Origin of the sequence: Klebsiella sp. 2019SCSN059, from assembly GCF_021739525.1 — a bacterium.
Lineage (GTDB): Bacteria > Pseudomonadota > Gammaproteobacteria > Enterobacterales > Enterobacteriaceae > Klebsiella > Klebsiella quasipneumoniae.
This window is the reverse complement of sequence record NZ_JAKKOM010000045.1, coordinates 1-26,250: the sequence shown is the minus strand read 5'-3', so window position 1 is coordinate 26,250 and position 26,250 is coordinate 1. Positions and strand designations below refer to the sequence as shown.

The window sequence follows — 26,250 nt, the reverse complement described above, 5'->3', positions numbered from 1 at the left end:
GAAGGCGTAGAGATGGTAATGCCGGGCGACAACATCAAAATGGTTGTTACCCTGATCCACCCGATCGCGATGGACGACGGTCTGCGTTTCGCAATCCGTGAAGGCGGCCGTACCGTTGGCGCGGGCGTTGTAGCTAAAGTTCTGGGCTAATTCGTTAGCTTTGAATAAAAAAGGGCGCTTCGGCGCCCTTTTTGCTGTCCGTCGTTCAGCGAAAAGGGCGGTGCTACTGGCGATTCATAACGTGCGCTGCGGCGGATAATGAGTAAATGGTCTATTGTAATCATAACTATTCTCATTTAATATTTGTGCATAAATTGAACGGGAGTTTATATGTACGTTTGTTTGTGCAATGGCGTCAGCGATAAAAAAATTCGCCAGGTTGTTCGCCAGTTTCAACCGCAATCTTTTCAGCAATTACGTAAGTTTGTTCCCGTTGGAAATCAATGCGGTAAGTGTGTTCGCGCGGCGCGGGAAGTTATGGAAGATGAATTAACCACCATGCCGGAATTCAAAGAAATCGCCTGAAGTCCACGCTTCTCTTTTGACATCCCTATAGGCCGGACTACGCTTCAATGAGTGGAAGCGGAGGGACTATATAATGAAAGGTGATGTCAAAATCATAAGTTATCTCAATAAATTATTGGGAAATGAGCTGGTCGCAATTAATCAGTACTTTCTCCATGCGAGAATGTTCAAAAACTGGGGCCTGATGCGCCTCAACGATATTGAGTACCACGAATCCATCGACGAAATGAAGCACGCCGATAAATACATCGAGCGTATTCTTTTTCTCGAAGGTATCCCGAATCTGCAGGATCTCGGCAAACTTGGCATCGGTGAAGATGTGGAAGAGATGCTGCAGTCCGATTTAAGACTGGAGCTGGAGGGGGCGCAAAACCTGCGCGAGGCGATCGCCTATGCCGACAGCGTCCATGACTACGTCAGCCGCGATATGATGATTGAGATCCTGGCGGATGAAGAAGGCCATATCGACTGGCTGGAAACCGAACTCGATCTGATCGGCAAAATCGGTCTGCAAAATTATCTGCAGTCGCAGATCAAAGTGTCAGACTAGCCAGCGTCTGACACCCGCACCAGAAACCCGCGGCCGCCAGAAATGGCCCAAACGGCAGCGGGTTGTTCCCCCTCCATTTACTGCTCCCGCCGTACCTGGCGTACAAACCTGATACTGCCCACACCGCGCAGGCGAGCAGCGATGCCACCAGTAGCAGCTGCGGCAGCAATCGCCAGCCATGCCAGGCGCCGAGGGCGGCGAGATATTTGATATCCCCATACCCCAACCCCTCATAGCCGCGGATCCCGCGATATAGCCAGTAAAGCGCAGCCAAACAGAGATAGCCGGCTATCGCCCCCCAGACGGCATCATGAAGCTGGTGCGGCGCCAGACAGAGATAAAAAAGCAAACCACTCCACAGCAGGGGACAGGTGTAACGGTCGGGCAGCAGGCCGTGACGCAGGTCCTGGTGGCATAAGGCTAAGGTCAATCCGCTATAGCACAGCAAGAAGGGGAGGGCGGCGAGCATGGTTAACCCCGCAATCGTCAAAGAACATCGTCTCACTATGCTTATTGTCCCCGTTCAGTGCAAAAGGGACTTCCCTGGAATGGATGGCGCCATCCGCGTTAAATTGCCGCGTTTTCACCCGGTACCGTTCGCTAGCGCGAAGGTGCGCAAATCCTGGTGATGATTTTCTAAACAGTACTTGCGTAGCGCCAGAATTTGCGTATAATGCGCGGGCCTGTCAAAGTTGACGGCCGGTTCAATATGAACCCTGGTAATCGCAGTTGGGTTATCAAACAATGTCCCCAATCGGGGGGCTATGTAAGAACGGTTACACTCTCCCATCAATCGTAATGGGTATGAGGAGTAATCATTTCGTCTATAAAATAATTGGAGCTCTGGTCTCATGCAGAACCAAAGAATCCGTATCCGCCTGAAAGCGTTTGATCATCGTCTGATCGATCAATCAACCGCGGAAATCGTCGAGACTGCTAAGCGCACTGGTGCGCAAGTCCGTGGTCCGATCCCGCTGCCGACCCGCAAAGAGCGCTTTACCGTTCTGATCTCCCCGCACGTCAACAAAGACGCGCGTGACCAGTACGAAATTCGCACTCACAAGCGTCTGGTTGACATCGTTGAGCCAACTGAAAAAACCGTTGATGCTCTGATGCGTCTGGATCTGGCTGCCGGTGTAGACGTGCAGATCAGCCTGGGTTAATCAGGTCATCGAGCGATTGAGAGGTTGAAACAATGATTGGTTTAGTCGGTAAAAAAGTGGGCATGACCCGCATCTTCACTGAAGATGGCGTTTCTATCCCAGTAACCGTAATCGAAGTTGAAGCAAACCGTGTTACTCAGGTTAAAGACCTGGCTAACGATGGCTACCGCGCAATCCAGGTTACCACCGGTGCTAAAAAAGCTAACCGTGTAACCAAGCCGGAAGCGGGTCACTTCGCTAAAGCTGGCGTTGAAGCTGGCCGTGGTCTGTGGGAATTCCGTCTGGCTGACGGCGAAGAATTCACCGTAGGTCAGAACATTAGCGTTGAACTGTTTGCTGACGTTAAAAAAGTTGACGTAACCGGTACCTCTAAAGGTAAAGGTTTTGCTGGTACCGTTAAGCGCTGGAACTTCCGTACCCAGGACGCTACTCACGGTAACTCCTTGTCCCACCGCGTTCCGGGTTCTATCGGTCAGAACCAGACTCCGGGCAAAGTGTTCAAAGGCAAGAAAATGGCAGGTCAGCTGGGTAATGAGCGTGTAACCGTTCAGAGCCTGGACGTAGTACGTGTTGACGCTGAGCGCAACCTGCTGCTGGTTAAAGGTGCTGTCCCGGGTGCGACCGGTAGCGACCTGATCGTTAAACCAGCTGTGAAGGCGTGAGGAGATAGCAATGGAATTAGTATTGAAAGACGCGCAGAGCGCGCTGACTGTTTCCGAAACTACCTTCGGTCGTGATTTCAACGAAGCGCTGGTTCACCAGGTTGTTGTTGCTTATGCAGCTGGTGCGCGTCAGGGCACTCGTGCTCAGAAGACTCGTGCTGAAATCACTGGCTCCGGTAAAAAACCGTGGCGCCAGAAAGGTACCGGCCGTGCGCGTTCTGGTTCTATCAAGAGCCCGATCTGGCGTTCCGGTGGCGTGACCTTTGCTGCTCGTCCGCAGGACCACAGTCAAAAAGTTAACAAGAAGATGTACCGCGGCGCGCTGAAAAGCATCCTGTCCGAACTGGTACGTCAGGATCGTCTGATCGTTGTCGAGAAGTTCTCTGTTGAAGCGCCGAAAACTAAGCTGCTGGCACAGAAACTGAAAGACATGGCTCTGGAAGATGTGCTGATCATCACCGGTGAGCTGGACGAGAACCTGTTCCTGGCCGCACGTAACCTGCACAAGGTTGACGTACGTGATGCGAACGGTATCGACCCGGTTAGCCTGATCGCCTTCGACAAAGTCGTAATGACTGCTGATGCTGTTAAGCAAGTTGAGGAGATGCTGGCATGATTCGTGAAGAACGTCTGCTGAAGGTGCTGCGCGCACCGCACGTTTCTGAAAAAGCGTCTACTGCGATGGAAAAAACAAACACCATCGTTCTCAAAGTTGCTAAAGACGCGACCAAAGCAGAAATCAAAGCTGCTGTGCAGAAACTGTTTGAAGTCGAAGTCGAAGTCGTTAACACCCTGGTTGTTAAAGGGAAAGTTAAACGTCACGGACAGCGTATCGGTCGTCGTAGCGACTGGAAAAAAGCTTACGTCACCCTGAAAGAAGGCCAGAATCTGGACTTCGTTGGCGGCGCTGAGTAAGTCGGAGGAGTAATACAATGGCAGTTGTTAAATGTAAACCGACATCTCCGGGTCGTCGCCACGTCGTTAAAGTGGTTAACCCAGAGCTGCACAAGGGCAAACCTTTTGCTCCGTTGCTGGAAAAAAACAGCAAATCCGGTGGTCGTAACAACAATGGCCGTATCACCACCCGTCATATCGGTGGTGGCCACAAGCAGGCTTACCGTATTGTTGACTTCAAACGCAACAAAGATGGTATCCCGGCAGTTGTTGAACGTCTTGAGTACGATCCGAACCGCTCCGCGAACATCGCGCTGGTTCTGTACAAAGACGGCGAGCGCCGTTACATCCTGGCCCCGAAAGGCCTGAAAGCTGGCGACCAGATTCAGTCTGGCGTTGATGCTGCAATCAAAGCAGGCAACACCCTGCCGATGCGCAATATCCCGGTTGGTTCTACCGTTCATAACGTAGAAATGAAACCAGGTAAAGGCGGTCAGCTGGCTCGTTCCGCTGGTACTTACGTTCAGATCGTTGCTCGCGACGGTGCTTATGTCACCCTGCGTCTGCGTTCTGGTGAAATGCGTAAAGTCGAAGCAGACTGCCGCGCTACTCTGGGCGAAGTTGGCAATGCTGAGCATATGCTGCGCGTTCTGGGTAAAGCAGGTGCTGCACGCTGGCGTGGTGTTCGTCCTACCGTTCGCGGTACTGCGATGAACCCAGTAGACCACCCACATGGTGGTGGTGAAGGTCGTAACTTTGGTAAGCACCCGGTATCCCCGTGGGGCCTGCAGACCAAAGGTAAGAAGACCCGCAGCAACAAGCGTACTGATAAATTCATCGTACGTCGCCGTAGCAAATAATTTTAGAGGATAAGCCATGCCACGTTCTCTCAAGAAAGGTCCTTTTATTGACCTGCACTTGCTGAAGAAGGTAGAGAAAGCGGTGGAAAGCGGAGACAAGAAGCCCCTGCGCACTTGGTCCCGTCGTTCAACGATCTTTCCTAACATGATCGGTTTGACCATCGCTGTCCATAATGGTCGTCAGCACGTTCCAGTATTTGTTTCCGACGAAATGGTCGGTCACAAACTGGGTGAATTCGCACCGACTCGTACTTATCGCGGCCACGCTGCTGATAAAAAAGCGAAGAAGAAATAAGGTAGGAGGAAGAGATGGAAACTTTAGCTCAACATCGCCATGCTCGTTCTTCTGCTCAGAAGGTTCGCCTTGTAGCTGACCTGATTCGCGGTAAGAAAGTGTCGCAGGCCCTGGATATTCTGACCTACACCAACAAAAAAGCTGCTGTACTGGTCAAGAAGGTACTGGAATCTGCCATTGCTAACGCTGAACACAACGATGGCGCTGACATTGATGATCTGAAAGTTGCGAAAATTTTCGTAGACGAAGGCCCGAGCATGAAGCGCATTATGCCGCGTGCTAAAGGTCGTGCAGATCGCATCCTGAAGCGCACCAGCCACATCACTGTGGTTGTGTCCGATCGCTGAGACTCTGGAGACTAGCAATGGGTCAGAAAGTACATCCTAATGGTATTCGCCTGGGTATTGTCAAACCATGGAACTCTACCTGGTTCGCGAACACCAAAGAATTCGCTGACAACCTGGACAGCGATTTTAAAGTACGTCAGTTCCTGACTAAAGAACTGGCTAAAGCGTCTGTATCTCGCATCGTTATCGAGCGTCCGGCTAAGAGCATCCGTGTGACCATTCACACCGCTCGCCCGGGTATCGTTATCGGTAAGAAAGGCGAAGACGTAGAAAAACTGCGCAAGGTCGTAGCGGATATCGCTGGCGTACCTGCACAGATCAATATCGCCGAAGTTCGTAAACCTGAACTGGACGCAAAACTGGTTGCTGACAGCATCACTTCTCAGCTGGAACGTCGCGTTATGTTCCGTCGTGCGATGAAGCGTGCTGTACAGAACGCAATGCGTCTGGGCGCTAAAGGTATCAAAGTTGAAGTTAGCGGCCGTCTGGGCGGCGCGGAAATCGCACGTACCGAATGGTACCGTGAAGGTCGCGTACCGCTGCACACTCTGCGTGCTGACATCGACTACAACACCTCTGAAGCGCACACCACTTACGGTGTAATCGGCGTTAAGGTATGGATCTTCAAAGGTGAGATCCTGGGTGGTATGGCTGCTGTTGAACAACCGGAACCGGCTGCTCAACCTAAAAAGCAGCAGCGTAAAGGCCGTAAATAAGGAGCGTCGCTGATGTTACAACCAAAGCGTACAAAATTCCGTAAAGTGCACAAAGGCCGCAACCGTGGTCTGGCGCAGGGTACGGATGTTAGCTTCGGCACTTTCGGTCTGAAAGCTGTTGGCCGTGGTCGTCTGACTGCACGTCAGATCGAAGCAGCACGTCGTGCTATGACCCGTGCAGTTAAGCGTCAAGGTAAGATCTGGATCCGTGTATTCCCGGACAAACCGATCACCGAGAAGCCGCTGGAAGTTCGTATGGGTAAAGGTAAAGGTAACGTGGAGTACTGGGTTGCCTTGATTCAGCCGGGTAAAGTCCTGTATGAAATGGACGGTGTACCGGAAGAGCTGGCCCGTGAAGCATTCGGCCTGGCAGCAGCGAAACTGCCGATCAAAACCACCTTTGTAACTAAGACGGTGATGTAATGAAAGCAAAAGAGCTGCGTGAAAAAAGCGTTGAAGAGCTGAACGCTGAGCTGCTGAACCTGCTGCGTGAGCAGTTCAACCTGCGCATGCAGGCTGCAAGTGGCCAGCTGCAACAGACTCATCTGCTGAAGCAAGTGCGTCGTGATGTTGCACGCGTTAAGACTTTACTGACTCAGAAGGCGGGTGCGTAATGACCGATAAAATCCGTACTCTGCAAGGTCGCGTAGTTAGCGACAAAATGGAGAAATCCATTGTTGTTGCTATCGAACGTATGGTGAAACACCCGGTTTACGGCAAATTCATCAAACGTACGACCAAACTGCACGTACATGACGAGAACAACGAATGCGGTATCGGCGACAAGGTTGAAATCCGCGAATGCCGTCCGCTGTCCAAGACTAAGTCCTGGACGCTGGTTCGCGTTGTAGAGAAAGCGGTTCTGTAATAGAGTACGCATTCTCGATACGGATAAACGGCTCAGCGATGAGCCGTTTATTTTTTCTACCCATATCTGGTTTGTGGTGTTATAATGCCGCGCCCTCGATATGGGGCTTTTTAACGACCCTAATTTTCGGGTCTCAGTAGTAGTTGACATTAGCGGAGCACTAAAATGATCCAAGAACAGACTATGCTGAACGTCGCCGACAACTCCGGTGCACGTCGCGTAATGTGTATCAAGGTTCTGGGTGGCTCGCACCGTCGCTACGCAGGCGTAGGCGACATCATCAAGATCACCATCAAAGAAGCAATTCCGCGTGGTAAGGTCAAAAAAGGTGATGTGCTGAAGGCGGTAGTGGTGCGCACCAAGAAGGGTGTTCGTCGCCCGGACGGTTCTGTCATTCGCTTCGATGGTAATGCATGCGTTATTCTGAACAATAACAGCGAGCAGCCTATCGGTACGCGTATTTTTGGGCCGGTAACTCGTGAACTTCGTACCGAGAAGTTCATGAAAATTATCTCTCTGGCACCAGAAGTACTCTAAGGAGCGAATCATGGCAGCGAAAATCCGTCGTGATGACGAAGTTATCGTGTTAACCGGTAAAGATAAAGGTAAGCGCGGTAAAGTTAAGAATGTCCTGTCTTCCGGCAAGGTCATTGTTGAAGGTATCAACCTGGTTAAGAAACACCAGAAGCCGGTTCCGGCTCTGAACCAACCAGGCGGCATCGTTGAAAAAGAAGCTGCAATTCAGGTTTCTAACGTTGCAATCTTCAATGCGGCAACCGGCAAGGCTGACCGTGTAGGCTTTAGATTCGAAGACGGCAAAAAAGTCCGTTTCTTCAAGTCTAACAGCGAAACTATCAAGTAATTTGGAGTAGTACGATGGCGAAACTGCATGATTACTACAAAGACGAAGTAGTTAAGAAACTCATGACTGAGTTTAACTACAATTCTGTCATGCAAGTCCCTCGGGTCGAGAAGATCACCCTGAACATGGGTGTTGGTGAAGCGATCGCTGACAAGAAACTGCTGGATAACGCAGCAGCTGACCTGGCAGCAATCTCCGGTCAAAAACCGCTGATCACCAAAGCACGCAAATCAGTTGCAGGCTTCAAAATCCGTCAGGGCTATCCGATCGGCTGTAAAGTAACTCTGCGTGGCGAACGCATGTGGGAGTTCTTTGAGCGCCTGATCACTATTGCTGTACCGCGTATTCGTGACTTCCGCGGCCTGTCCGCTAAGTCTTTCGACGGTCGTGGCAACTACAGCATGGGTGTCCGTGAGCAGATCATCTTCCCAGAAATCGACTACGATAAAGTCGACCGCGTTCGTGGTTTGGATATTACCATTACCACTACTGCGAAATCTGACGAAGAAGGCCGTGCTCTGCTGGCTGCCTTTGACTTCCCGTTCCGCAAGTAAGGTAGGGTTACTTAATGGCTAAGCAATCAATGAAAGCACGCGAAGTAAAGCGCGTGGCTTTAGCTGATAAATTCTTCGCTAAACGCGCTGAACTGAAAGCTATCATCTCTGATGTGAACGCAACCGACGAAGATCGTTGGAATGCCGTTCTCAAGCTGCAGACTCTGCCGCGTGATTCCAGCCCGTCTCGTCAGCGTAACCGCTGCCGTCAAACAGGTCGTCCGCATGGTTTCCTGCGGAAGTTCGGGTTGAGCCGTATTAAGGTCCGTGAAGCCGCTATGCGCGGTGAAATCCCGGGTCTGAAAAAGGCTAGCTGGTAATTGTCACCAATTGAATCACGGGAGTAAAGACAGATGAGCATGCAAGATCCGATCGCGGATATGCTGACCCGTATCCGTAACGGTCAGGCCGCGAACAAAGCTGCGGTCACCATGCCTTCCTCCAAGCTGAAAGTGGCAATCGCCAACGTGCTGAAGGAAGAAGGTTTTATCGAAGATTTTAAAGTTGAAGGCGACACCAAGCCGGAACTGGAACTGACTCTTAAGTATTTCCAGGGTAAAGCTGTTGTAGAAAGCATTCAGCGTGTCAGCCGCCCAGGTCTGCGCATCTATAAGAAAAAAGATGAGCTGCCGAAAGTTATGGCCGGTCTGGGTATCGCAGTTGTTTCTACCTCTAAAGGTGTTATGACTGATCGTGCAGCGCGCCAGGCTGGTCTTGGTGGCGAAATTATCTGCTACGTAGCCTAATCGGAGGAAAAAATGTCTCGTGTTGCTAAAGCACCGGTCGTTGTTCCTGCCGGCGTTGATGTAAAAATCAACGGTCAGGTTATTACGATCAAAGGTAAAAACGGCGAGCTGACTCGTACTCTCAACGATGCTGTTGAAGTTAAACATGCAGATAATGCACTGACCTTCGGTCCGCGTGATGGTTACGCAGACGGTTGGGCTCAGGCTGGTACCGCGCGTGCCCTGCTGAACTCAATGGTTATCGGTGTTACCGAAGGCTTCACTAAGAAGCTGCAGCTGGTTGGTGTAGGTTATCGTGCAGCGGTCAAAGGGAATGTAGTAAACCTGGCTTTAGGTTTCTCTCACCCGGTTGATCATCAGCTGCCTGCGGGTATCACTGCAGAATGTCCGACTCAGACTGAAATCGTGCTGAAAGGCGCTGATAAGCAGGTGATCGGCCAGGTTGCAGCAGATCTGCGCGCCTACCGTCGTCCTGAGCCTTACAAAGGCAAGGGTGTTCGTTACGCCGACGAAGTCGTGCGTACCAAAGAGGCTAAGAAGAAGTAAGGTAACACTATGGATAAGAAATCTGCTCGTATCCGTCGTGCGACCCGCGCACGCCGCAAGCTCCAGGAGCTGGGCGCAACTCGCCTGGTGGTACATCGTACCCCGCGTCACATTTACGCACAGGTAATTGCACCGAATGGTTCTGAAGTTCTGGTAGCTGCTTCTACTGTAGAAAAAGCTATCGCTGAACAACTGAAGTACACCGGTAACAAAGACGCTGCTGCAGCTGTGGGTAAAGCTGTCGCTGAACGCGCTCTGGAAAAAGGCATCAAAGATGTTTCCTTTGACCGTTCCGGGTTCCAATATCATGGTCGTGTCCAGGCACTGGCAGATGCTGCCCGTGAAGCTGGCCTTCAGTTCTAAGGTAGAGGTGTAAGATGGCTCACATCGAAAAACAAGCTGGCGAACTGCAGGAAAAGCTGATCGCGGTAAACCGCGTATCTAAAACCGTTAAAGGTGGTCGTATTTTCTCCTTCACAGCTCTGACTGTAGTTGGCGATGGTAACGGTCGCGTTGGTTTTGGTTACGGTAAAGCGCGTGAAGTTCCAGCAGCGATCCAGAAAGCGATGGAAAAAGCCCGTCGCAATATGATTAACGTCGCGCTGAACCACGGCACCCTGCAGCACCCGGTTAAGGGTACTCACACGGGTTCTCGTGTATTCATGCAGCCGGCTTCCGAAGGTACCGGTATCATCGCCGGTGGTGCAATGCGCGCCGTTCTGGAAGTCGCTGGGGTTCGTAACGTTCTGGCTAAAGCGTATGGTTCCACTAACCCGATTAACGTGGTTCGTGCAACTATCGACGGTCTGGAAAACATGAAGTCCCCGGATATGGTCGCTGCCAAGCGTGGTAAATCCGTTGAAGAAATTCTGGGGAAATAAACCATGGCAAAGACTATTAAAATTACTCAAACCCGCAGTGCAATCGGTCGTCTGCCGAAACACAAGGCAACGCTGCTTGGCCTGGGTCTGCGTCGTATTGGTCACACCGTAGAGCGCGAGGATACTCCTGCTGTTCGTGGTATGGTCAACGCGGTTTCCTTCATGGTTAAAGTTGAGGAGTAAGAGATGCGTTTAAATACTCTGTCTCCGGCCGAAGGCTCCAAAAAGGCGGGTAAACGCCTGGGTCGTGGTATCGGTTCTGGCCTCGGTAAAACCGGTGGTCGTGGTCACAAAGGTCAGAAATCTCGTTCTGGCGGTGGCGTACGTCGCGGTTTCGAGGGTGGTCAGATGCCTCTGTACCGTCGTCTGCCGAAATTCGGCTTCACTTCTCGTAAAGCGATGATCACCGCAGAGATCCGTCTCTCCGATCTGGCTCACGTAGAAGGCGATGTTGTAGACCTGAACGCGCTGAAAGCGGCTAACATTATCGGTGTCCAGATCGAGTTCGCGAAAGTGATCCTGTCTGGTGAGGTAACTCGTCCGGTAACTGTTCGTGGCCTGCGTGTGACTAAAGGTGCTCGTGCTGCTATCGAAGCTGCTGGCGGTAAAATTGAGGAATAAGTAGCAGATGGCTAAACAACCGGGATTAGATTTTCAAAGTGCCAAAGGTGGCCTTGGCGAACTGAAACGCAGACTTCTGTTTGTGGTCGGTGCGCTGATAGTGTTCCGTATTGGCTCTTTTATTCCGATCCCTGGTATTGATGCCGCTGTACTTGCCAAACTGCTTGAGCAACAGCGAGGCACCATCATTGAAATGTTCAACATGTTCTCTGGTGGTGCTCTCAGCCGTGCTTCTATCTTTGCATTGGGGATTATGCCGTATATCTCGGCATCAATCATCGTGCAGCTGCTGACGGTGGTTTATCAACCGCTGGCGGAACTGAAGAAAGAAGGGGAGTCTGGTCGTCGTAAGATCAGCCAGTACACCCGCTACGGTACTCTGGTGCTGGCGATATTCCAGTCGATCGGTATTGCTACCGGTCTGCCGAATATGCCTGGTATGCAGGGCCTGGTGATTAATCCAGGCTTTGCATTCTATTTCACCGCTGTTGTTAGTCTGGTCACAGGGACTATGTTCCTGATGTGGCTCGGCGAACAGATCACTGAACGCGGTATCGGTAACGGTATCTCGATCATTATCTTCGCCGGTATCGTTGCGGGACTCCCGCCGGCCATCGCCCATACTATCGAGCAAGCGCGTCAAGGCGACCTGCACTTCCTCCTGTTGCTGTTGGTTGCAGTATTAGTATTTGCAGTGACCTTCTTTGTTGTATTCGTTGAACGTGGGCAACGCCGCATTGTGGTAAACTACGCGAAACGTCAACAGGGTCGTCGTGTCTATGCTGCACAGAGCACACATTTACCGCTGAAAGTGAATATGGCGGGGGTAATCCCGGCAATCTTCGCTTCCAGTATTATACTGTTCCCGGCAACCATCACGTCATGGTTCGGGGGTGGTACTGGTTGGAACTGGCTGACAACAATTTCGCTGTATTTGCAGCCTGGGCAACCGCTTTATGTGTTACTCTATGCGTCTGCAATCATCTTCTTCTGTTTCTTCTACACGGCGTTGGTTTTCAACCCGCGTGAAACAGCAGATAACCTGAAGAAGTCCGGTGCATTTGTACCAGGAATTCGTCCGGGAGAGCAAACGGCGAAGTATATCGATAAAGTGATGACTCGCCTGACTCTGGTTGGTGCGTTGTACATTACTTTTATCTGCCTGATCCCGGAGTTCATGCGTGACGCGATGAAAGTGCCGTTCTACTTCGGTGGGACCTCGCTGCTTATCGTTGTTGTCGTGATTATGGACTTTATGGCTCAAGTGCAAACTCTGATGATGTCCAGTCAGTATGAGTCTGCATTGAAGAAGGCGAACCTGAAAGGCTACGGCCGCTAAAACTGGTCGCCCGAGAAGTTACGGAGAGTAAAAATGAAAGTTCGTGCTTCCGTCAAGAAATTATGCCGTAACTGCAAAATCGTTAAGCGTGATGGCGTCATCCGTGTGATTTGCAGTGCCGAGCCGAAGCATAAACAGCGCCAAGGCTGATTTTTTCGCATATTTTTCTTGCAAAGTTGGATTGAGCTGGCTAGATTAGCCAGCCAATCTTTTGTATGTCTGTACGTTTCCATTTGAGTATCCTGAAAACGGGCTTTTCAGCATGGTGCGTACATATTAAATAGTAGGAGTGCATAGTGGCCCGTATAGCAGGCATTAACATTCCTGATCACAAACATACCGTAATCGCTTTAACCGCTATTTTCGGTATCGGCAAAACCCGTTCTAAAGCCATCTGCGCTGAAACGGGCATCGCTGAAAATGTTAAGATCAGTGAGCTGTCTGAAGAACAAATTGATATTCTGCGTGAAGCAGTAGGTAAATTTGTCGTTGAAGGTGATCTGCGCCGTGAAATCACCCTGAGCATCAAGCGTCTGATGGACCTTGGTTGCTACCGTGGTTTGCGTCATCGTCGTGGTCTCCCGGTTCGCGGTCAGCGTACCAAGACCAACGCACGTACCCGTAAGGGTCCGCGTAAACCGATCAAGAAATAATCGGGGTGATTGAATAATGGCAAAGGCACCAATTCGTGCACGTAAGCGTGTAAGAAAACAAGTCTCTGACGGCGTGGCTCATATCCATGCTTCTTTTAACAACACCATCGTTACCATTACTGATCGTCAGGGTAACGCACTGGGTTGGGCAACAGCCGGTGGTTCCGGTTTCCGTGGTTCTCGCAAATCCACTCCGTTCGCAGCTCAGGTTGCAGCAGAGCGTTGCGCAGAAGCCGTAAAAGAATACGGCATCAAGAATCTGGAAGTTATGGTCAAAGGTCCGGGTCCGGGTCGCGAATCTACCATTCGTGCACTGAACGCCGCTGGTTTCCGCATCACTAATATTACTGATGTGACTCCGATCCCTCATAACGGTTGTCGTCCGCCGAAAAAACGTCGCGTATAACGCTGCGTTTTCCAGGTTAGTTGGAGAAAGAAAATGGCAAGATATTTGGGTCCTAAGCTCAAGCTGAGCCGTCGTGAGGGCACCGACTTATTCCTTAAGTCTGGCGTTCGCGCGATCGATACCAAGTGTAAAATTGAACAAGCTCCTGGCCAGCACGGTGCGCGTAAGCCGCGTCTGTCTGACTATGGTGTGCAGTTGCGTGAAAAGCAAAAAGTTCGCCGTATGTACGGTGTGCTGGAGCGTCAGTTCCGTAACTACTATAAAGAAGCAGCACGTCTGAAAGGCAACACCGGTGAAAACCTGTTGGCTCTGCTGGAAGGTCGTCTGGACAACGTTGTATACCGTATGGGCTTCGGCGCCACTCGTGCTGAAGCACGCCAGCTGGTTAGCCACAAAGCGATTATGGTAAACGGTCGTGTTGTTAACATCGCTTCTTATCAGGTTAAAGCGAATGACGTTGTCAGCATTCGTGAGAAAGCGAAAAAGCAATCTCGCGTGAAAGCCGCTCTGGAGCTGGCTGAGCAGCGTGAAAAGCCAACCTGGCTGGAAGTTGATGCTGGCAAGATGGAAGGTACGTTCAAGCGTCAGCCGGAGCGTTCTGATCTGTCTGCGGACATTAACGAACACCTGATCGTCGAGCTTTACTCCAAGTAAAGCTTAGTACCAAAGAGAGGACACAATGCAGGGTTCTGTGACAGAGTTTCTAAAACCGCGCCTGGTCGATATCGAGCAAGTGAGTTCGACGCACGCCAAGGTGACCCTTGAGCCTTTAGAGCGTGGCTTCGGCCATACTCTGGGTAACGCACTGCGCCGTATTCTGCTCTCATCGATGCCGGGTTGCGCGGTGACCGAGGTTGAGATTGATGGTGTACTGCACGAGTACAGCACCAAAGAAGGCGTTCAGGAAGACATCCTTGAAATCCTGCTCAACCTGAAAGGGCTGGCGGTGAGAGTTCAGGGTAAAGATGAAGTCATCCTTACTTTGAATAAATCTGGCATTGGCCCTGTGACCGCAGCCGACATTACCCACGACGGTGATGTCGAAATCGTCAAGCCGCAGCACGTGATTTGCCACCTGACTGATGAGAACGCTGCTATCAGCATGCGTATCAAAGTTCAGCGCGGTCGCGGTTATGTGCCGGCTTCTGCCCGAATTCATTCGGAAGAAGATGAGCGCCCAATCGGCCGTCTGCTGGTCGACGCCTGCTACAGCCCTGTAGAGCGTATTGCCTACAATGTTGAAGCTGCGCGTGTAGAACAGCGTACCGACCTGGACAAGCTGGTCATCGAAATGGAAACCAACGGCACAATCGATCCTGAAGAGGCGATTCGTCGTGCGGCAACCATCCTGGCTGAACAACTGGAAGCTTTTGTTGACTTACGTGATGTACGTCAGCCAGAAGTGAAAGAAGAGAAACCAGAATTCGATCCGATCCTGCTGCGCCCTGTTGACGATCTGGAATTGACTGTCCGCTCTGCTAACTGCCTCAAGGCAGAAGCTATCCACTATATCGGTGATCTGGTACAGCGTACCGAGGTTGAGTTGCTGAAAACGCCGAACCTGGGTAAAAAATCTCTTACTGAGATTAAAGACGTGCTGGCTTCCCGTGGACTGTCTCTGGGCATGCGCCTGGAAAACTGGCCACCAGCAAGCATTGCTGACGAGTAACCGGATCACAGGTTAAGGTTTTACTGAGAAGGATAAGGTCATGCGCCATCGTAAGAGTGGTCGTCAACTGAACCGCAACAGCAGCCATCGCCAGGCTATGTTCCGTAACATGGCAGGTTCGCTGGTTCGTCATGAAATCATCAAGACGACCCTGCCGAAAGCGAAAGAACTGCGTCGCGTAGTTGAGCCGCTGATTACTCTTGCCAAGACTGATAGCGTTGCTAATCGTCGTCTGGCATTCGCCCGTACTCGTGATAACGAGATCGTGGCAAAACTGTTTAACGAGCTGGGCCCGCGTTTCGCGAGCCGCGCCGGTGGTTACACTCGCATTCTGAAGTGTGGCTTCCGTGCAGGCGACAACGCGCCGATGGCATACATCGAGCTGGTTGATCGTGCTGAGCCGAAAGCAGAAGCTGCTGCAGAGTAATCTGTAGTAACGTAAAAAAACCCGCCCCGGCGGGTTTTTTTATATCTACCCCATCCCCACTTCACTACAATATCTGTACTCTTTTTGTTCATCCCCCGGAGCCGTAGAATGTGGTTACTGGATCAGTGGGCAGAACGCCATATCCTCGATGCCCAAACCAAAGGCGAGTTCGATAATTTACCCGGTAGCGGCGTGCCGCTAACGCTCGATGACGATTCGCATGTACCGGCCGAGCTGCGGGCAGGCTATCGCCTTCTGAAGAATGCAGGGTGTCTTCCCCCGGAGCTGGAGCAGCGCAAAGAAGCGGTGGCTCTGGCAGACTTGCTGAAGGGGGTCCGTCAGGACGACCCGCGGCATGCCGAACTCAGCAAGCGCCTCGCTCTGCTCGAGCTTAAGCTGCGTCAGGCAGGACTGAACACCGACTTTTTACGCGGTGAGTACGCCGATGCGTTGCTGCACAAAATTAATCAGGAGTGAATATGTATCGTATTGGTGAGCTGGCAAAACTGGCTGATGTGACGCCAGATACCATCCGTTATTATGAAAAACAGCAAATGATGGATCATGACGTGCGCACTGAGGGGGGATTTCGTCTTTACTCGGATAACGATCTTCAGCGTTTGCGCTTTATTCGCTATGCCCGTCAGCTGGGCTTTACTCTGGAAGCGATCCGCGAATTATTGTCGATCCGTATCGATCCGGAGCATCACACCTGTCAGGAGTCGAAAGGGATCGTTCAGGCGCGATTAAGCGAAGTTGAGGCGCGGATCAACGAGCTACAAACGATGCGTCGCTCTCTGCAACGGCTCAATGATGCCTGCTGCGGCACAGCTCACAGCAGCGTTTACTGTTCGATCCTCGAGGCCCTTGAGCAAGGCGCCAGCAACGGTAATACCGGGCGTTGATTTTTTGTGCGCGCGGATCTACACTCGCGCGGAATTCACACATCCACTGGAGTTACTATGAGTCGCTATCAGCATACCAAAGGACAAATTAAAGATAACGCCATTGAGGCACTTCTCCACGATCCATTATTCAGGCAGCGCGTAGAGAAGAATAAGAAAGGGAAAGGAAGCTATCAACGTAAAGATAAACATGCAGCAAGGAATGACCGGGAGGCCAGTGGCAAGCAAGCGAATCGCTTTTTTACCACTGGCCTTCTGCTTTCACTGCTGATTAAGAACGGTTGTTTTGTTCTTTCAGCAGATCGCGAATTTCGCTCAGCAGGACTTCTTCTTTAGAGGGCGCTGGCGGTGCCGCCGGAGCCTCTTCTTTCTTACGATTTAACTTATTCATCAGTTTAATCGCCATGAAAATGGCAAATGCGACGATGATGAAATCGAAAACGTTCTGAATAAACACCCCGTAGTGCATCACCACTGCCGGTACATCACCCTGGGCATCGCGCAGCGTGACGGCAAACTGTTTAAAATCGATCCCGCCAATCAACAGGCCGAGCGGCGGCATAATAATATCCGCGACCAACGACGAAACAATTTTACCGAATGCTGCACCGATGATCACACCCACTGCCAAATCGACAACGTTCCCGCGCATCGCGAATTCGCGAAACTCTTTTAAAAAACTCATTTTATTCTCCTTGAGCCAGCTGACGTTGTAAGTTTAACAAATGTATTTTCATTTGCCATTCCCCGTAGAGCGTTACAGGAAAATATTAACCTTTGAATAATAAGGGATAATACAAGGCGCCTGTTCGACGCCCTGGGAATTACAGGAAGAAGGGGCTTGGCTGGAACAGCCTTTCTACATCGGAAATAAACTTTTTATCAGTCAAAAACATGATCACATGATCGCCCTGCTCGATCCGCAGATTATTATTGGCGATCATTACGTCATTCCCGCGCACGACGGCGCCGATGATCGTGCCTGGCGGAAGTTTGATCTCATCGATCGACCGCCCGACCACCCGCGAGGTGCTCTCATCGCCGTGTGCCACTGCTTCGATCGCTTCCGCAACGCCGCGGCGCAGGGAGGAGACGCCGACAATATCGGCTTTACGGACATGGCTGAGGAGGGCGGAAATCGTGGCCTGCTGAGGCGATATCGCGATATCAATGACGCTACCCTGAACCAGATCCACATAGGCTCTGCGCTGGATCAGCACCATGACTTTTTTGGCCCCCATTCGCTTGGCCAGCATCGCAGACATGATGTTTGCTTCGTCATCGTTAGTGACGGCAATAAACAGGTCCACCTGGTCAATATGCTCTTCGGCCAGCAGCTCCTGATCCGATGCATCACCGTAGAAGACGATAGTATGCTGCAGTTTTTCTGCCAGCTCAGCGGCTCGCTGCTGATTGCGCTCGATAAGCTTAACGCTGTAGTCTTTTTCCAGCTTATGGGCCAGGCCCGCGCCAATATTGCCGCCGCCGACCAACATGATGCGTTTGTAAGGTTTCTCCAGACGCTGGAGTTCGCTCATGACCGCGCGAATATGCTGCGAGGCGGCAATAAAGAAGACTTCATCGCCGGCCTCGACAATCGTCGAACCCTGTGGGCGGATGGGGCGATCGTGGCGGAAAATGGCGGCCACGCGCGTATCGATATGCGGCATATGCTCGCGCATGGTGGACAACGCATTCCCCACCAGCGGACCACCGTAATAGGCTTTCACCACGGCGAGGCTGACTTTACCTTCGGCGAAGTTCACGACCTGCAGCGCGCCGGGATATTCTATCAGGCGATGAATATTGTCGATGACCAGCTGTTCCGGAGCGATTAAGTGATCGATGGGCACAGCTTCAGAATTGAAGAGCTTTTCCGCATCGCGGACGTAATCAGGCGCACGAATACGGGCTATACGGTTTGGCGTATTGAATAATGAATAGGCGACCTGACAGGCCACCATGTTGGTTTCATCCGAACTGGTGACCGCCACCAGCATATCGGCATCATCGGCTCCTGCCTCGCGCAGTACGCGGGGGTGAGAACCGTGCCCCTGGACGACACGCAGGTCGAACTTATCCTGCAGGCTGCGCAGACGGTCGCCATTGGTATCAACCAGCGTAATATCATTGTTCTCGCCGACGAGGTTCTCCGCCAGCGTGCCGCCGACCTGGCCGGCGCCCAGAATAATAATCTTCATCTGCAGTGATCCATTAGTTCCGACGTTTGATTAGCTTAGCGTAAAAGAAGCCATCGCCTTCTTCCGCACCCGGCAGATTTTGCTGTCCCGGGCTTGCCGGCGTACCGGTTGCGTGAAGCTCTGCATCCGGGGTCCGCGCGAGGAACGCGGCAATTTGCTGACTATTCTCTTCCGGCAGAATAGAACAGGTAGCGTAAACCAACGTGCCGCCTGGCTTCAGATGCCCCCAGATGGCATTGAGGATCTCGGCCTGCAGCTGGGCTAAATCGCCGATATCCCGATCCCGGCGCAGCCATTTGATATCCGGGTGGCGGCGGATAACGCCGGTGGCGGAACAGGGGGCATCCAGCAGAATACGATCGAACTGCTCGCCGCCACACCACTGCTCAGGGAAGCGACCATCGCCCTGTTTGACTTCGGCTTTCATGCCCAGCCGTTTCAGGTTGTCATAGACGCGGGAAAGACGCTGTTCATCAATGTCCACCGCCATGACCTCAGCCTGGGGAGCGACTTCCAGAATATGCGTCGTCTTGCCGCCCGGCGCGGCGCAGAGATCGAGAATGCGCTCGCCGTTTTCCGGCTGCAGATAGCGCATGCAGCCCTGGGCCGAGGCATCCTGAACGGTTACCCATCCTTCGGCAAAACCCGGCAACGCATGGACCGGGGCAGGGGTGGCCAGACGCACGGCGTCGGGATAGTCAGGGTGGGTGAAGCCCTCTAAGCCGGCCTCTTTAAGCAGAGCAAGCCATTCGTCTCGGGAATGATGGTTGCGGTTAACGCGCAGCCACATCGGCGGGCGCTGGTTGTTCGCATCGACGATCTCCTGCCATTGTTGCGGCCAGGCCTGCTGCAGACGCTTCAGCAGCCATTTGGGATGAAGGTAGCGGTTTTCCTGCCCGGCGAATTCTGCCAGTAGCTCTTCCTGCTGGCGCTGAAACTGGCGTAACACCCCATTGATCAGCCCTTTAAGCTGCGGGCGCTTAATCGCCACCGCGCCTTCTACCGTTTCAGCCAGCGCGGCGTGCGGAGGGATGCGGGTGTAGAGTAACTGATAGAGCCCAACCATAATCAGAAAGTGCACGGTGCGCTGTTTGCCGGTCATCGGACGCGCCATCAGCTTGCTGATAAGCCACTCCAGCTGGCTGAGCGTACGCAGTACGCCAAAACACAGCTCCTGCAGCAGCGCTTTGTCTTTATCGCTGACTTTTTGCTGTAGTGGGGGCAGGACGTTGCTTAAAGACTGACCTTTTTCAACGACTTGCTCGATAGCCTGGGCGGCCAGGCTGCGTAAATTTATATTCTTTTTCATAAGCGCAAAAATAAAAATGCCCGGCGAACCCGGGCTTCAGAAGAGACGACCGTCAGGCGAGACGGGTGCCAGGAGTAAACCACTCCCGTCGGGAATTGAGTAAATCCTGGGCGCTCATCGCTTTTTTACCCGCAGGCTGTAGCGACTCCAGACTGAGGATCCCATCGCCCGTGGCGACCTGGATACCCTGTTTGGTTGCTGCCACGATAGTACCCGGTTCGGCATGCGCAGCTTCGGCAATGACCGATGCCCGCCACACTTTTAGCGGCTGCCCGTCAATTTCCAGCCAACTCATTGGCCACGGATTAAAGGCGCGGATGCAGCGCTCCAGCTGTGCGGCAGAAAGCGACCAGTCGATGCGAGCTTCTTCTTTACTCAGCTTCTCGGCGTGGCACACCAGCGATTCATCCTGTACTTCAGGCTGTGCGGTGCCGTTGGCCAGCTGGGCTAAGGTTGCCAGCAGACCTTGAGGGCCGAGCTCGGCCAGCTTATCGTACAGGCTGCCGCTGGTATCCTCTGCGGTAATGGGGCAGGAAAGCTTATACAGCATATCACCCGTATCAAGGCCGACGTCCATCTGCATGATGGTTACGCCTGTTTCGCTATCCCCCGCCCACAGCGAACGCTGGATCGGCGCTGCGCCACGCCAGCGCGGTAGCAGGGAGCCGTGAACGTTGATGCAGCCCAGACGGGGCATCTCCAGCACCGCTTTCGGGAGAATCAAACCGTACGCCACCACCACCATGATATCGGCGCCGAGATCGGCGACTAATTGTTGGTTGTCCTGCGGACGCAGGGAAGATGGCTGGAATACAGGTAAGTTATGGGCTTCAGCCAGCACCTTTACCGGGCTCGGCATCAATTTTTTGCCGCGGCCAGCAGGACGGTCTGGCTGTGTGAATACGCCGACAACCTGATGTTCAGACGACAACAGCGCGTCAAGATGACGCGCTGCAAAATCGGGGGTGCCGGCGAAAATGATACGTAGTGATTGTGACACGGTATTCCTTGTTATCAGGCACGGGAACGTAAACGATCCAGTTTCTCAACCTTCTGACGAATGCGCTGTTGTTTGAGCGGTGACAGATAATCAATAAACAGTTTGCCGACCAGATGATCCATCTCATGCTGAATACAGATAGCCAGCAGGCCATCGGCCTCCAGTTCAAATGGCTTACCGTCGCGATCCAGCGCTCGGATCTTCACTTTTTCCGCACGCGGCACCAGGGCGCGCTGTTCCGGAATCGACAGGCAGCCTTCTTCGATGCCCGTTTCGCCATCTTTTTCCAGCAGCTCCGGGTTGATTAACACCAGCTGCTCTTCACGATTTTCCGACACATCAATAACGATAATGCGCTGATGGATATCGACCTGGGTCGCGGCCAGACCAATGCCCTCCTCAGCGTACATGGTGTCGAACATATCATCGACGATACGCTGAATTTCCGCATTCACTTCTTTGACCGGCTCGGCGACTTTGCGAAGGCGCTCGTCCGGAATATGTAACACTTGCAAAACTGCCATAAAGTTCCAGAGTCGTATTCAGGAGTTGATAAGATTATTAGCTCTATTCTAGACAAAACACCCTGCAATTGACAGTCTCACTGTCCAATCGCAAAGATTGTCAATACCGCTTATGGCAGGGGGTAAGGATGACGCCCGACGAGATTTGGCTGCGGCTGATGAAGGTCAGTAACTTGTATGGCGACAGAATGCTGAAGATCGCACAGCGCTTATGCGCAGCCGCCAGCGTTGATCGTGAAGCGCTGCATGCTGTCGGGATGTCCGCGGCGCAAGCAACTTTATTTTTTCGGCTGGACGGGCGTGAGCTTGACGAGACGCGGCGCTGGCTGGAGCACCCGGAACATCATCTGTTACGGGCCGACGATCCGCGCTTTCCGTTTCGGCTAAGGGCCATCGCTGATTACCCCGGTGCGTTGTTGGTCAGCGGCGATCCCGCTCTGCTTCACAGCGCGCAGCTTGCCGTTATTGGTAGTCGCCTGCATTCCTGGTATGGCGCTCGCTGGGGGAAACTGTTCAGCGAAACGTTGGCGCGTAAAGGAATGACTATCACCAGTGGGCTGGCGTTAGGCATTGATGGCGTAGCGCATCGCGGCGCGCTCTCGGCCGAGGGCAAAACCATCGCGGTACTGGGCAACGGACTGGGTAAGGTTTATCCGCGGCGCCATGCAAGCCTCGCCCAGCAGATCATCGATAATGGCGGTGCGCTGGTGTCTGAATTTCCACTAATAACGCCGCCGCTTCCCGCGCATTTCCCCAGGCGCAACCGGATTATCAGCGGCCTGAGCCTGGGCGTGTTGGTGGTTGAGGCGGCATTGCGAAGCGGCTCGCTGGTTACCGTCCGCTGTGCTCTGGAGCAGGGAAGGGATGTGTTTGCCCTGCCTGGGCCGATAGGCAATCCGGGATCGGAAGGCCCACACTGGTTAATTAAGCAAGGCGCGGTGCCGGTGACCTCGCCAGAGGATATTGTGGAATACTGGCACAACGAGCTGACCTGGCTAACTGATACGTCTGATTCGATAAATAATTGCGCCGATCAGTCGTCTGTAGCATTGCCATTTCCGGAGCTCCTGGCTAACGTAGGAGATGAGGTAACACCTGTTGACGTTGTCGCTGAACGTGCCGGCCAATCTGTGCCAGTAACCGTAGCTCAGCTACTTGAACTGGAGTTAGCAGGCTGGATCGCAGCTGTACCCGGCGGCTATGTCCGATTAAGGAGGGCAAGCCATGTTCGACGTACTCATGTATTTGTTTGAAACTTACATCCATAGCGAAGCAGAAATGCGCGTGGATCAGGACAAACTGACGCGGGATCTTACCGACGCAGGTTTTGAGCGGGAAGATATCTATAACGCGTTAATGTGGCTCGAGAAACTGGCTGATTATCAGGAAGGTCTCGTTGAACCCATGCAGCTCGCTTCCGACCCGCTGTCGCTTCGGGTATATACCGAAGAGGAGTGCCAGCGTCTGGATGCCAGTTGCCGGGGATTTTTACTCTTCCTCGAGCAGATTCAGGTGTTGAACCTCGAAACGCGAGAAATGGTGATAGAGCGCGTACTGGCGCTGGATACGGCAGAATTTGAGCTGGAGGACCTGAAATGGGTCATCCTGATGGTACTGTTCAATATTCCGGGCTGTGAAAACGCCTATCAGCAAATGGAAGAATTACTCTTCGAAGTAAATGAAGGTATGCTGCATTAATCTTTTTGCAGCAACATCGAGTTGTTATGACCAAATCAGCACTGTTTTCGGTGCGTAAAAATGAGCCCTGCCCGCAGTGCGGGGCTGAACTGGTGATCCGTTCCGGGAAACATGGCCCGTTTCTCGGCTGTTCGCATTATCCGGACTGTGACTATATCCGTCCCCTGAAAAGTCAGGCGGACGGGCATGTCGTTAAGGTGCTGGAGGGGCAAGCATGCCCATCGTGCGGCGCGGTTATGGTGCTACGCCAGGGGCGTTTTGGGATGTTCATTGGCTGTAGCCGCTATCCGGAATGCGAACATACCGAGCTAATTGATAAACCAGATGAGACGGCTATTGCTTGCCCGCAGTGCGGACAAGGCCATCTGGTCCAGCGTCGTTCCCGTTTCGGTAAAACCTTTCACTCCTGCGATCGCTATCCTGATTGCCAGTTCGTTATCAATTTTAAACCGGTGGCGGGCGAATGCCCTGAATGCCATTACCCGCTGTTAATAGAAAAGAAGACGGCGCAGGGGCCCAGACGCTTCTGTGCCAGTAAACAATGTGGAAAGCCGATCCCGGCGGAATAAATCAGTGAACAATAACCTGCCCTCAGAAGCCGTCGCCCATGCCGTGGCGGTCCTGAATAATGAACATGTCATCGCCTATCCCACGGAAGCTGTTTTTGGCGTCGGCTGCGACCCTGACAGCGAAACGGCCGTTATGCGTCTGCTGGAGCTGAAGCAGCGTCCTGTTGAGAAGGGATTGATCCTTATTGCCGCTAGCTTTGAGCAGCTGAAGCCCTATATTGATGATTCTCGGTTAAGTGACTCGCAGCGGGCAGCAATCTTTTCCTGCTGGCCAGGACCGGTGACGTTTGTATTCCCGGCTCGTCCTGAAACACCACGCTGGCTGACGGGTCGTTTTGATTCGCTGGCCGTACGCGTAACCAACCATCCGCTGGTGATTGAATTGTGCGAAGCCTACGGAAAACCGCTGGTCTCGACGAGCGCCAATCTCACCGGTCAACCGCCTTGCCGCACTACCGCAGAGGTCCGTGCTCAGTTTGGTGACAGCTTCCCGGTCGTGGATGGCGCTACGGGCGGACGTCAAAATCCATCTGAAATACGTGATGCCCTGACGGGTGAACTGTTCCGCCAGGGGTGAATCATGGAAACCTACGCTGTTTTTGGTAATCCGATTGCGCACAGTAAGTCGCCTTCTATTCACCACCTTTTTGCCCGCCAGTTAGGGATTACCCATCCTTATGGACGTGTGCTGGCGCCGCTGGACGATTTTGTCTCTTCTCTGAATCAGTTTTTTGCGGAAGGAGGAAAGGGCGCCAACGTTACCGTTCCTTTCAAAGAAGAAGCCTTTGCGCGCGCGGATGAACTGACAGAACGCGCTGCGCTGGCGGGAGCGGTGAATACCCTGAAACGTCTGGAAGATGGGCGTTTGCTGGGCGACAACACGGACGGTATTGGTCTTCTGAGCGATCTGGAGCGTCTGGGATTCATTAAGCCACGCCAGCGGATCCTGCTTATCGGTGCCGGTGGCGCATCGCGTGGGGTACTGCTGCCGCTGTTGTCGCTGGGGTGCGCTGTGACGATCGTCAATCGCACCTATGCTCGTGCCCATGAGTTAGCCACGCTCTTCGCCCATACCGGCAGCGTCAGCGCACGGGAAATGGATACCTTAGCCGGGGAAACTTTCGATCTGATCGTCAATGCAACATCCAGTGGGATAGAGGGTGATGTGCCGGCTATCCCGGCGTCTGTTGTTAACCCCGACGTGTATTGCTATGACATGTTTTACCAGAAAGGGGCGACGCCATTTCTTCAGTGGTGCCAGCAGCATGGCGCAACCCACTGCGCTGACGGGCTGGGAATGCTGGTGGCGCAAGCCGCCCATGCTGTTCTGCTATGGCACGGCGTCCTGCCGGCTATCACCCCGGTTATAGAAAAGCTGCAACAGGAACTGAATGCATGAATCAGGCGATTCAGTTTCCCGATCGGGAATCATGGGATGCCGAACGGCAGGGCGTGGTTTTTCCCGTGCTGGTGAATGGGATGCAATTAACCTGCGTAATTTCAGGGCAGCTCCTGCAGCAGCGTTTTGGCGCAGAGGGGCCAGCGCAGTGGCTGGCCGCATTCCGGGAACATCGTTGGGATCTTGAGGAAGAGGCTGAGGCATTGATCCGCGATAATCAGGAAGATGCTCAGGGTTGGGTCTGGCTCTCCTGAGCCAGATATTCATCTTTCCATTTCACATAGTTATTTGCTGAATATTTTAGGCCTTCCCGCTCCGCCTCTGTCAGGGGGCGGATCTGTTTGACCGGATTGCCAAAGTAAAGGAAGCCGCTTTCAAGCTGTTTATTCTGCGGCACCAGACTTCCCGCGCCAATCATGACGTCATCACCAACCACGACACCATCTAACAAGATCGAACCCATACCAACCAGCACGCGGTTGCCGATAGTGCAGCCGTGCAGCATCACTTTGTGACCAACCGTCACATCCTCTCCAATGATCAGTGGATTTCCCTCAGGCTTGTAAGAGGATCTATGGGTCACGTGTAGAACGCTGCCGTCCTGAATATTGCTACGTTGACCTATCGACACGAAATTGACGTCGCCGCGAATGGCGACCAGAGGCCAGACGCTGACGTCATCGGCAATTCTGACATCACCGATGACGACGCTGGATGCGTCAATCATGACGCGAAGACCGATTTGCGGGAAAAATGTTTTATAGGGACGCAGGTGAGCAGACATGTTGACCTCAAAAATACGGGAGCGTAAGAAGACTTTGGTGGCTTTTATCTCGCTCTGCAACCCCTGAAAACGGTGAAAATTGAGCAAATCGCGCAATTACACGGCGAAAAGGGTGAAAAATCACCATTCAGAAAAAAAGATCGAAAAAAGGCTTGTGCAAAAAAATGGGATCCCTATAATGCGCTCCCACTGACACGGCAGATGTGAATCACTTCACACAAACAGCCGGTTCGGTTGAAGAGAAAAATCCTGAAAAACGGGTTGACTCTGAAAGAGG

Annotated in this window: 46 protein-coding genes and 1 pseudogene; 40 read left to right on the top strand and 7 right to left on the bottom strand. The window is 52.6% G+C overall.

The window, feature by feature from the left end:
- From tuf to bfr, 3 genes and pseudogenes are all read left to right on the top strand, one after another.
- A pseudogene (gene tuf, locus L2I46_RS26610) lies at positions 1–150 on the top strand (elongation factor Tu); the annotation flags it as partial.
- 180 nt (positions 151–330) lie between these two features.
- The gene (bfd, locus tag L2I46_RS26605; RefSeq protein WP_004152415.1) at positions 331–525 is read left to right on the top strand and encodes a bacterioferritin-associated ferredoxin; all 195 of its coding nucleotides are present in this window, start codon (positions 331–333) and stop codon (positions 523–525) included.
- A gap of 73 nt (positions 526–598) precedes the next feature.
- Positions 599–1,075, top strand: coding sequence for a bacterioferritin (gene bfr, locus L2I46_RS26600; protein ID WP_004206792.1), 477 nt, complete (start codon positions 599–601; stop codon positions 1,073–1,075).
- Here the strand turns inward: bfr and L2I46_RS26595 are convergent.
- Complete coding sequence (locus L2I46_RS26595) at positions 1,059–1,544, bottom strand: prepilin peptidase (protein WP_023291174.1); 486 nt, start codon at positions 1,542–1,544, stop codon at positions 1,059–1,061. The two genes, bfr and L2I46_RS26595, sit on opposite strands and share 17 nt — an antisense overlap.
- 382 nt (positions 1,545–1,926) lie before the next feature.
- On the opposite strand from L2I46_RS26595, the gene rpsJ reads away from it, so the two are divergent.
- From rpsJ to L2I46_RS26440, 31 genes are all read left to right on the top strand, one after another.
- Positions 1,927–2,238, top strand: coding sequence for a 30S ribosomal protein S10 (gene rpsJ, locus L2I46_RS26590; protein ID WP_001181005.1), 312 nt, complete (start codon positions 1,927–1,929; stop codon positions 2,236–2,238).
- Positions 2,239–2,270: 32 nt separating this feature from the next.
- On the top strand, positions 2,271–2,900 hold the full coding sequence (gene rplC, locus L2I46_RS26585) for a 50S ribosomal protein L3 (protein WP_002919796.1): 630 nt from the start codon (positions 2,271–2,273) through the stop codon (positions 2,898–2,900).
- 10 nt (positions 2,901–2,910) lie between these two features.
- On the top strand, positions 2,911–3,516 hold the full coding sequence (rplD, locus tag L2I46_RS26580; RefSeq protein ID WP_002919794.1) for a 50S ribosomal protein L4: 606 nt from the start codon (positions 2,911–2,913) through the stop codon (positions 3,514–3,516).
- Complete coding sequence (gene rplW / locus L2I46_RS26575; protein WP_000617546.1) at positions 3,513–3,815, top strand: 50S ribosomal protein L23; 303 nt, start codon at positions 3,513–3,515, stop codon at positions 3,813–3,815. Before rplD ends, rplW begins: the two co-directional genes overlap by 4 nt.
- 17 nt (positions 3,816–3,832) lie before the next feature.
- Positions 3,833–4,654: a 50S ribosomal protein L2 gene (gene rplB, locus L2I46_RS26570; protein ID WP_002919786.1), complete on the top strand. Its 822-nt coding sequence runs from the start codon at positions 3,833–3,835 to the stop codon at positions 4,652–4,654.
- Between the two features lie 16 nt (positions 4,655–4,670).
- A complete protein-coding gene (rpsS, locus tag L2I46_RS26565) occupies positions 4,671–4,949 on the top strand; it encodes a 30S ribosomal protein S19 (protein ID WP_001138115.1) in 279 nt (92 codons plus the stop codon).
- A gap of 14 nt (positions 4,950–4,963) precedes the next feature.
- A complete protein-coding gene (gene rplV / locus L2I46_RS26560) occupies positions 4,964–5,296 on the top strand; it encodes a 50S ribosomal protein L22 (protein WP_002919773.1) in 333 nt (110 codons plus the stop codon).
- A gap of 17 nt (positions 5,297–5,313) precedes the next feature.
- Entirely contained in the window at positions 5,314–6,012 is a 699-nt protein-coding gene (gene rpsC / locus L2I46_RS26555; protein WP_002919766.1) for a 30S ribosomal protein S3, read from the top strand.
- 12 nt (positions 6,013–6,024) lie between these two features.
- On the top strand, positions 6,025–6,435 hold the full coding sequence (gene rplP, locus L2I46_RS26550) for a 50S ribosomal protein L16 (RefSeq protein WP_002919759.1): 411 nt from the start codon (positions 6,025–6,027) through the stop codon (positions 6,433–6,435).
- On the top strand, positions 6,435–6,626 hold the full coding sequence (gene rpmC, locus L2I46_RS26545; protein ID WP_002919754.1) for a 50S ribosomal protein L29: 192 nt from the start codon (positions 6,435–6,437) through the stop codon (positions 6,624–6,626). The genes rplP and rpmC overlap by 1 nt, the downstream gene beginning before the upstream one ends.
- Positions 6,626–6,880 carry a 30S ribosomal protein S17 gene (rpsQ, locus tag L2I46_RS26540; RefSeq protein ID WP_002919751.1) on the top strand — a complete coding sequence of 85 codons (255 nt, stop codon included), beginning with the start codon at positions 6,626–6,628 and terminating at the stop codon, positions 6,878–6,880. The genes rpmC and rpsQ overlap by 1 nt, the downstream gene beginning before the upstream one ends.
- 165 nt (positions 6,881–7,045) lie before the next feature.
- On the top strand, positions 7,046–7,417 hold the full coding sequence (rplN, locus tag L2I46_RS26535) for a 50S ribosomal protein L14 (RefSeq protein ID WP_002919748.1): 372 nt from the start codon (positions 7,046–7,048) through the stop codon (positions 7,415–7,417).
- A gap of 10 nt (positions 7,418–7,427) precedes the next feature.
- Positions 7,428–7,742, top strand: coding sequence for a 50S ribosomal protein L24 (gene rplX, locus L2I46_RS26530; RefSeq protein WP_000729185.1), 315 nt, complete (start codon positions 7,428–7,430; stop codon positions 7,740–7,742).
- 14 nt (positions 7,743–7,756) lie between these two features.
- Positions 7,757–8,296 (top strand): 50S ribosomal protein L5, encoded by a 540-nt coding sequence (gene rplE / locus L2I46_RS26525; protein WP_001096200.1) that lies wholly within the window; start codon positions 7,757–7,759, stop codon positions 8,294–8,296.
- 14 nt (positions 8,297–8,310) lie between these two features.
- The gene (rpsN, locus tag L2I46_RS26520; RefSeq protein ID WP_002919667.1) at positions 8,311–8,616 is read left to right on the top strand and encodes a 30S ribosomal protein S14; all 306 of its coding nucleotides are present in this window, start codon (positions 8,311–8,313) and stop codon (positions 8,614–8,616) included.
- A 33-nt stretch (positions 8,617–8,649) separates the two neighbouring features.
- Complete coding sequence (gene rpsH / locus L2I46_RS26515) at positions 8,650–9,042, top strand: 30S ribosomal protein S8 (protein WP_002919665.1); 393 nt, start codon at positions 8,650–8,652, stop codon at positions 9,040–9,042.
- Between the two features lie 12 nt (positions 9,043–9,054).
- Positions 9,055–9,588 carry a 50S ribosomal protein L6 gene (gene rplF / locus L2I46_RS26510; protein ID WP_002919662.1) on the top strand — a complete coding sequence of 178 codons (534 nt, stop codon included), beginning with the start codon at positions 9,055–9,057 and terminating at the stop codon, positions 9,586–9,588.
- Between the two features lie 9 nt (positions 9,589–9,597).
- Positions 9,598–9,951: a 50S ribosomal protein L18 gene (gene rplR / locus L2I46_RS26505; RefSeq protein WP_000358960.1), complete on the top strand. Its 354-nt coding sequence runs from the start codon at positions 9,598–9,600 to the stop codon at positions 9,949–9,951.
- Positions 9,952–9,965: 14 nt separating this feature from the next.
- Complete coding sequence (gene rpsE, locus L2I46_RS26500) at positions 9,966–10,469, top strand: 30S ribosomal protein S5 (RefSeq protein WP_002919545.1); 504 nt, start codon at positions 9,966–9,968, stop codon at positions 10,467–10,469.
- A gap of 3 nt (positions 10,470–10,472) precedes the next feature.
- Positions 10,473–10,652, top strand: a complete 180-nt coding sequence (gene rpmD, locus L2I46_RS26495; protein WP_001140434.1) for a 50S ribosomal protein L30 — start codon at positions 10,473–10,475, stop codon at positions 10,650–10,652.
- Between the two features lie 3 nt (positions 10,653–10,655).
- Positions 10,656–11,090 (top strand): 50S ribosomal protein L15, encoded by a 435-nt coding sequence (gene rplO / locus L2I46_RS26490; RefSeq protein ID WP_002919516.1) that lies wholly within the window; start codon positions 10,656–10,658, stop codon positions 11,088–11,090.
- A gap of 7 nt (positions 11,091–11,097) precedes the next feature.
- The gene (secY, locus tag L2I46_RS26485) at positions 11,098–12,429 is read left to right on the top strand and encodes a preprotein translocase subunit SecY (protein ID WP_002919515.1); all 1,332 of its coding nucleotides are present in this window, start codon (positions 11,098–11,100) and stop codon (positions 12,427–12,429) included.
- Positions 12,430–12,462: 33 nt separating this feature from the next.
- Positions 12,463–12,579: a 50S ribosomal protein L36 gene (gene rpmJ, locus L2I46_RS26480; RefSeq protein WP_000868187.1), complete on the top strand. Its 117-nt coding sequence runs from the start codon at positions 12,463–12,465 to the stop codon at positions 12,577–12,579.
- Between the two features lie 146 nt (positions 12,580–12,725).
- Positions 12,726–13,082, top strand: coding sequence for a 30S ribosomal protein S13 (gene rpsM / locus L2I46_RS26475; protein WP_002919259.1), 357 nt, complete (start codon positions 12,726–12,728; stop codon positions 13,080–13,082).
- Between the two features lie 16 nt (positions 13,083–13,098).
- Positions 13,099–13,488, top strand: coding sequence for a 30S ribosomal protein S11 (gene rpsK / locus L2I46_RS26470; protein ID WP_002919257.1), 390 nt, complete (start codon positions 13,099–13,101; stop codon positions 13,486–13,488).
- Positions 13,489–13,521: 33 nt separating this feature from the next.
- Complete coding sequence (gene rpsD / locus L2I46_RS26465) at positions 13,522–14,142, top strand: 30S ribosomal protein S4 (protein ID WP_002919224.1); 621 nt, start codon at positions 13,522–13,524, stop codon at positions 14,140–14,142.
- Positions 14,143–14,167: 25 nt separating this feature from the next.
- Positions 14,168–15,157, top strand: coding sequence for a DNA-directed RNA polymerase subunit alpha (locus tag L2I46_RS26460; RefSeq protein ID WP_002919219.1), 990 nt, complete (start codon positions 14,168–14,170; stop codon positions 15,155–15,157).
- Positions 15,158–15,197: 40 nt separating this feature from the next.
- Entirely contained in the window at positions 15,198–15,584 is a 387-nt protein-coding gene (rplQ, locus tag L2I46_RS26455; protein ID WP_002919206.1) for a 50S ribosomal protein L17, read from the top strand.
- 108 nt (positions 15,585–15,692) lie between these two features.
- The gene (locus tag L2I46_RS26450) at positions 15,693–16,061 is read left to right on the top strand and encodes a DUF1992 domain-containing protein (protein WP_032454201.1); all 369 of its coding nucleotides are present in this window, start codon (positions 15,693–15,695) and stop codon (positions 16,059–16,061) included.
- Positions 16,062–16,063: 2 nt separating this feature from the next.
- Positions 16,064–16,489: a Zn(2+)-responsive transcriptional regulator gene (zntR, locus tag L2I46_RS26445; RefSeq protein WP_023291172.1), complete on the top strand. Its 426-nt coding sequence runs from the start codon at positions 16,064–16,066 to the stop codon at positions 16,487–16,489.
- Positions 16,490–16,546: 57 nt separating this feature from the next.
- Positions 16,547–16,825, top strand: coding sequence for an alternative ribosome-rescue factor A (locus L2I46_RS26440; protein ID WP_023291171.1), 279 nt, complete (start codon positions 16,547–16,549; stop codon positions 16,823–16,825).
- Here the strand turns inward: L2I46_RS26440 and mscL are convergent.
- From mscL to def, 5 genes are all read right to left on the bottom strand, one after another.
- A complete protein-coding gene (mscL, locus tag L2I46_RS26435) occupies positions 16,761–17,174 on the bottom strand; it encodes a large-conductance mechanosensitive channel protein MscL (protein ID WP_004145325.1) in 414 nt (137 codons plus the stop codon). The two genes, L2I46_RS26440 and mscL, sit on opposite strands and share 65 nt — an antisense overlap.
- A gap of 139 nt (positions 17,175–17,313) precedes the next feature.
- Positions 17,314–18,690 (bottom strand): Trk system potassium transporter TrkA, encoded by a 1,377-nt coding sequence (gene trkA, locus L2I46_RS26430; RefSeq protein WP_002919153.1) that lies wholly within the window; start codon positions 18,688–18,690, stop codon positions 17,314–17,316.
- Positions 18,691–18,703: 13 nt separating this feature from the next.
- A complete protein-coding gene (gene rsmB, locus L2I46_RS26425) occupies positions 18,704–19,999 on the bottom strand; it encodes a 16S rRNA (cytosine(967)-C(5))-methyltransferase RsmB (RefSeq protein WP_087849556.1) in 1,296 nt (431 codons plus the stop codon).
- A 52-nt stretch (positions 20,000–20,051) separates the two neighbouring features.
- Positions 20,052–20,999, bottom strand: a complete 948-nt coding sequence (gene fmt / locus L2I46_RS26420) for a methionyl-tRNA formyltransferase (protein ID WP_017900611.1) — start codon at positions 20,997–20,999, stop codon at positions 20,052–20,054.
- A gap of 14 nt (positions 21,000–21,013) precedes the next feature.
- Positions 21,014–21,523: a peptide deformylase gene (def, locus tag L2I46_RS26415; protein WP_004206802.1), complete on the bottom strand. Its 510-nt coding sequence runs from the start codon at positions 21,521–21,523 to the stop codon at positions 21,014–21,016.
- Between the two features lie 128 nt (positions 21,524–21,651).
- On the opposite strand from def, the gene dprA reads away from it, so the two are divergent.
- From dprA to L2I46_RS26385, 6 genes are read left to right on the top strand one after another with little or no spacing between them, the layout of a single operon-like run.
- Positions 21,652–22,776, top strand: a complete 1,125-nt coding sequence (dprA, locus tag L2I46_RS26410; protein ID WP_072421475.1) for a DNA-protecting protein DprA — start codon at positions 21,652–21,654, stop codon at positions 22,774–22,776.
- Positions 22,748–23,221, top strand: a complete 474-nt coding sequence (smg, locus tag L2I46_RS26405) for a DUF494 family protein Smg (RefSeq protein ID WP_002919137.1) — start codon at positions 22,748–22,750, stop codon at positions 23,219–23,221. The genes dprA and smg overlap by 29 nt, the downstream gene beginning before the upstream one ends.
- A 26-nt stretch (positions 23,222–23,247) precedes the next feature.
- The gene (locus tag L2I46_RS26400) at positions 23,248–23,790 is read left to right on the top strand and encodes a DNA topoisomerase family protein (protein ID WP_101862716.1); all 543 of its coding nucleotides are present in this window, start codon (positions 23,248–23,250) and stop codon (positions 23,788–23,790) included.
- Between the two features lie 4 nt (positions 23,791–23,794).
- The gene (tsaC, locus tag L2I46_RS26395) at positions 23,795–24,367 is read left to right on the top strand and encodes an L-threonylcarbamoyladenylate synthase type 1 TsaC (protein ID WP_004206805.1); all 573 of its coding nucleotides are present in this window, start codon (positions 23,795–23,797) and stop codon (positions 24,365–24,367) included.
- A 3-nt stretch (positions 24,368–24,370) separates the two neighbouring features.
- Positions 24,371–25,189 carry a shikimate dehydrogenase gene (gene aroE / locus L2I46_RS26390; RefSeq protein ID WP_032454195.1) on the top strand — a complete coding sequence of 273 codons (819 nt, stop codon included), beginning with the start codon at positions 24,371–24,373 and terminating at the stop codon, positions 25,187–25,189.
- Positions 25,186–25,443 (top strand): DUF1488 domain-containing protein, encoded by a 258-nt coding sequence (locus tag L2I46_RS26385; RefSeq protein WP_101862717.1) that lies wholly within the window; start codon positions 25,186–25,188, stop codon positions 25,441–25,443. Before aroE ends, L2I46_RS26385 begins: the two co-directional genes overlap by 4 nt.
- Here the strand turns inward: L2I46_RS26385 and L2I46_RS26380 are convergent.
- Positions 25,419–25,973, bottom strand: a complete 555-nt coding sequence (locus L2I46_RS26380; RefSeq protein WP_085551944.1) for a gamma carbonic anhydrase family protein — start codon at positions 25,971–25,973, stop codon at positions 25,419–25,421. The genes L2I46_RS26385 and L2I46_RS26380 overlap by 25 nt on opposite strands.
- Between the last annotated feature and the right edge of the window lie 277 nt (positions 25,974–26,250).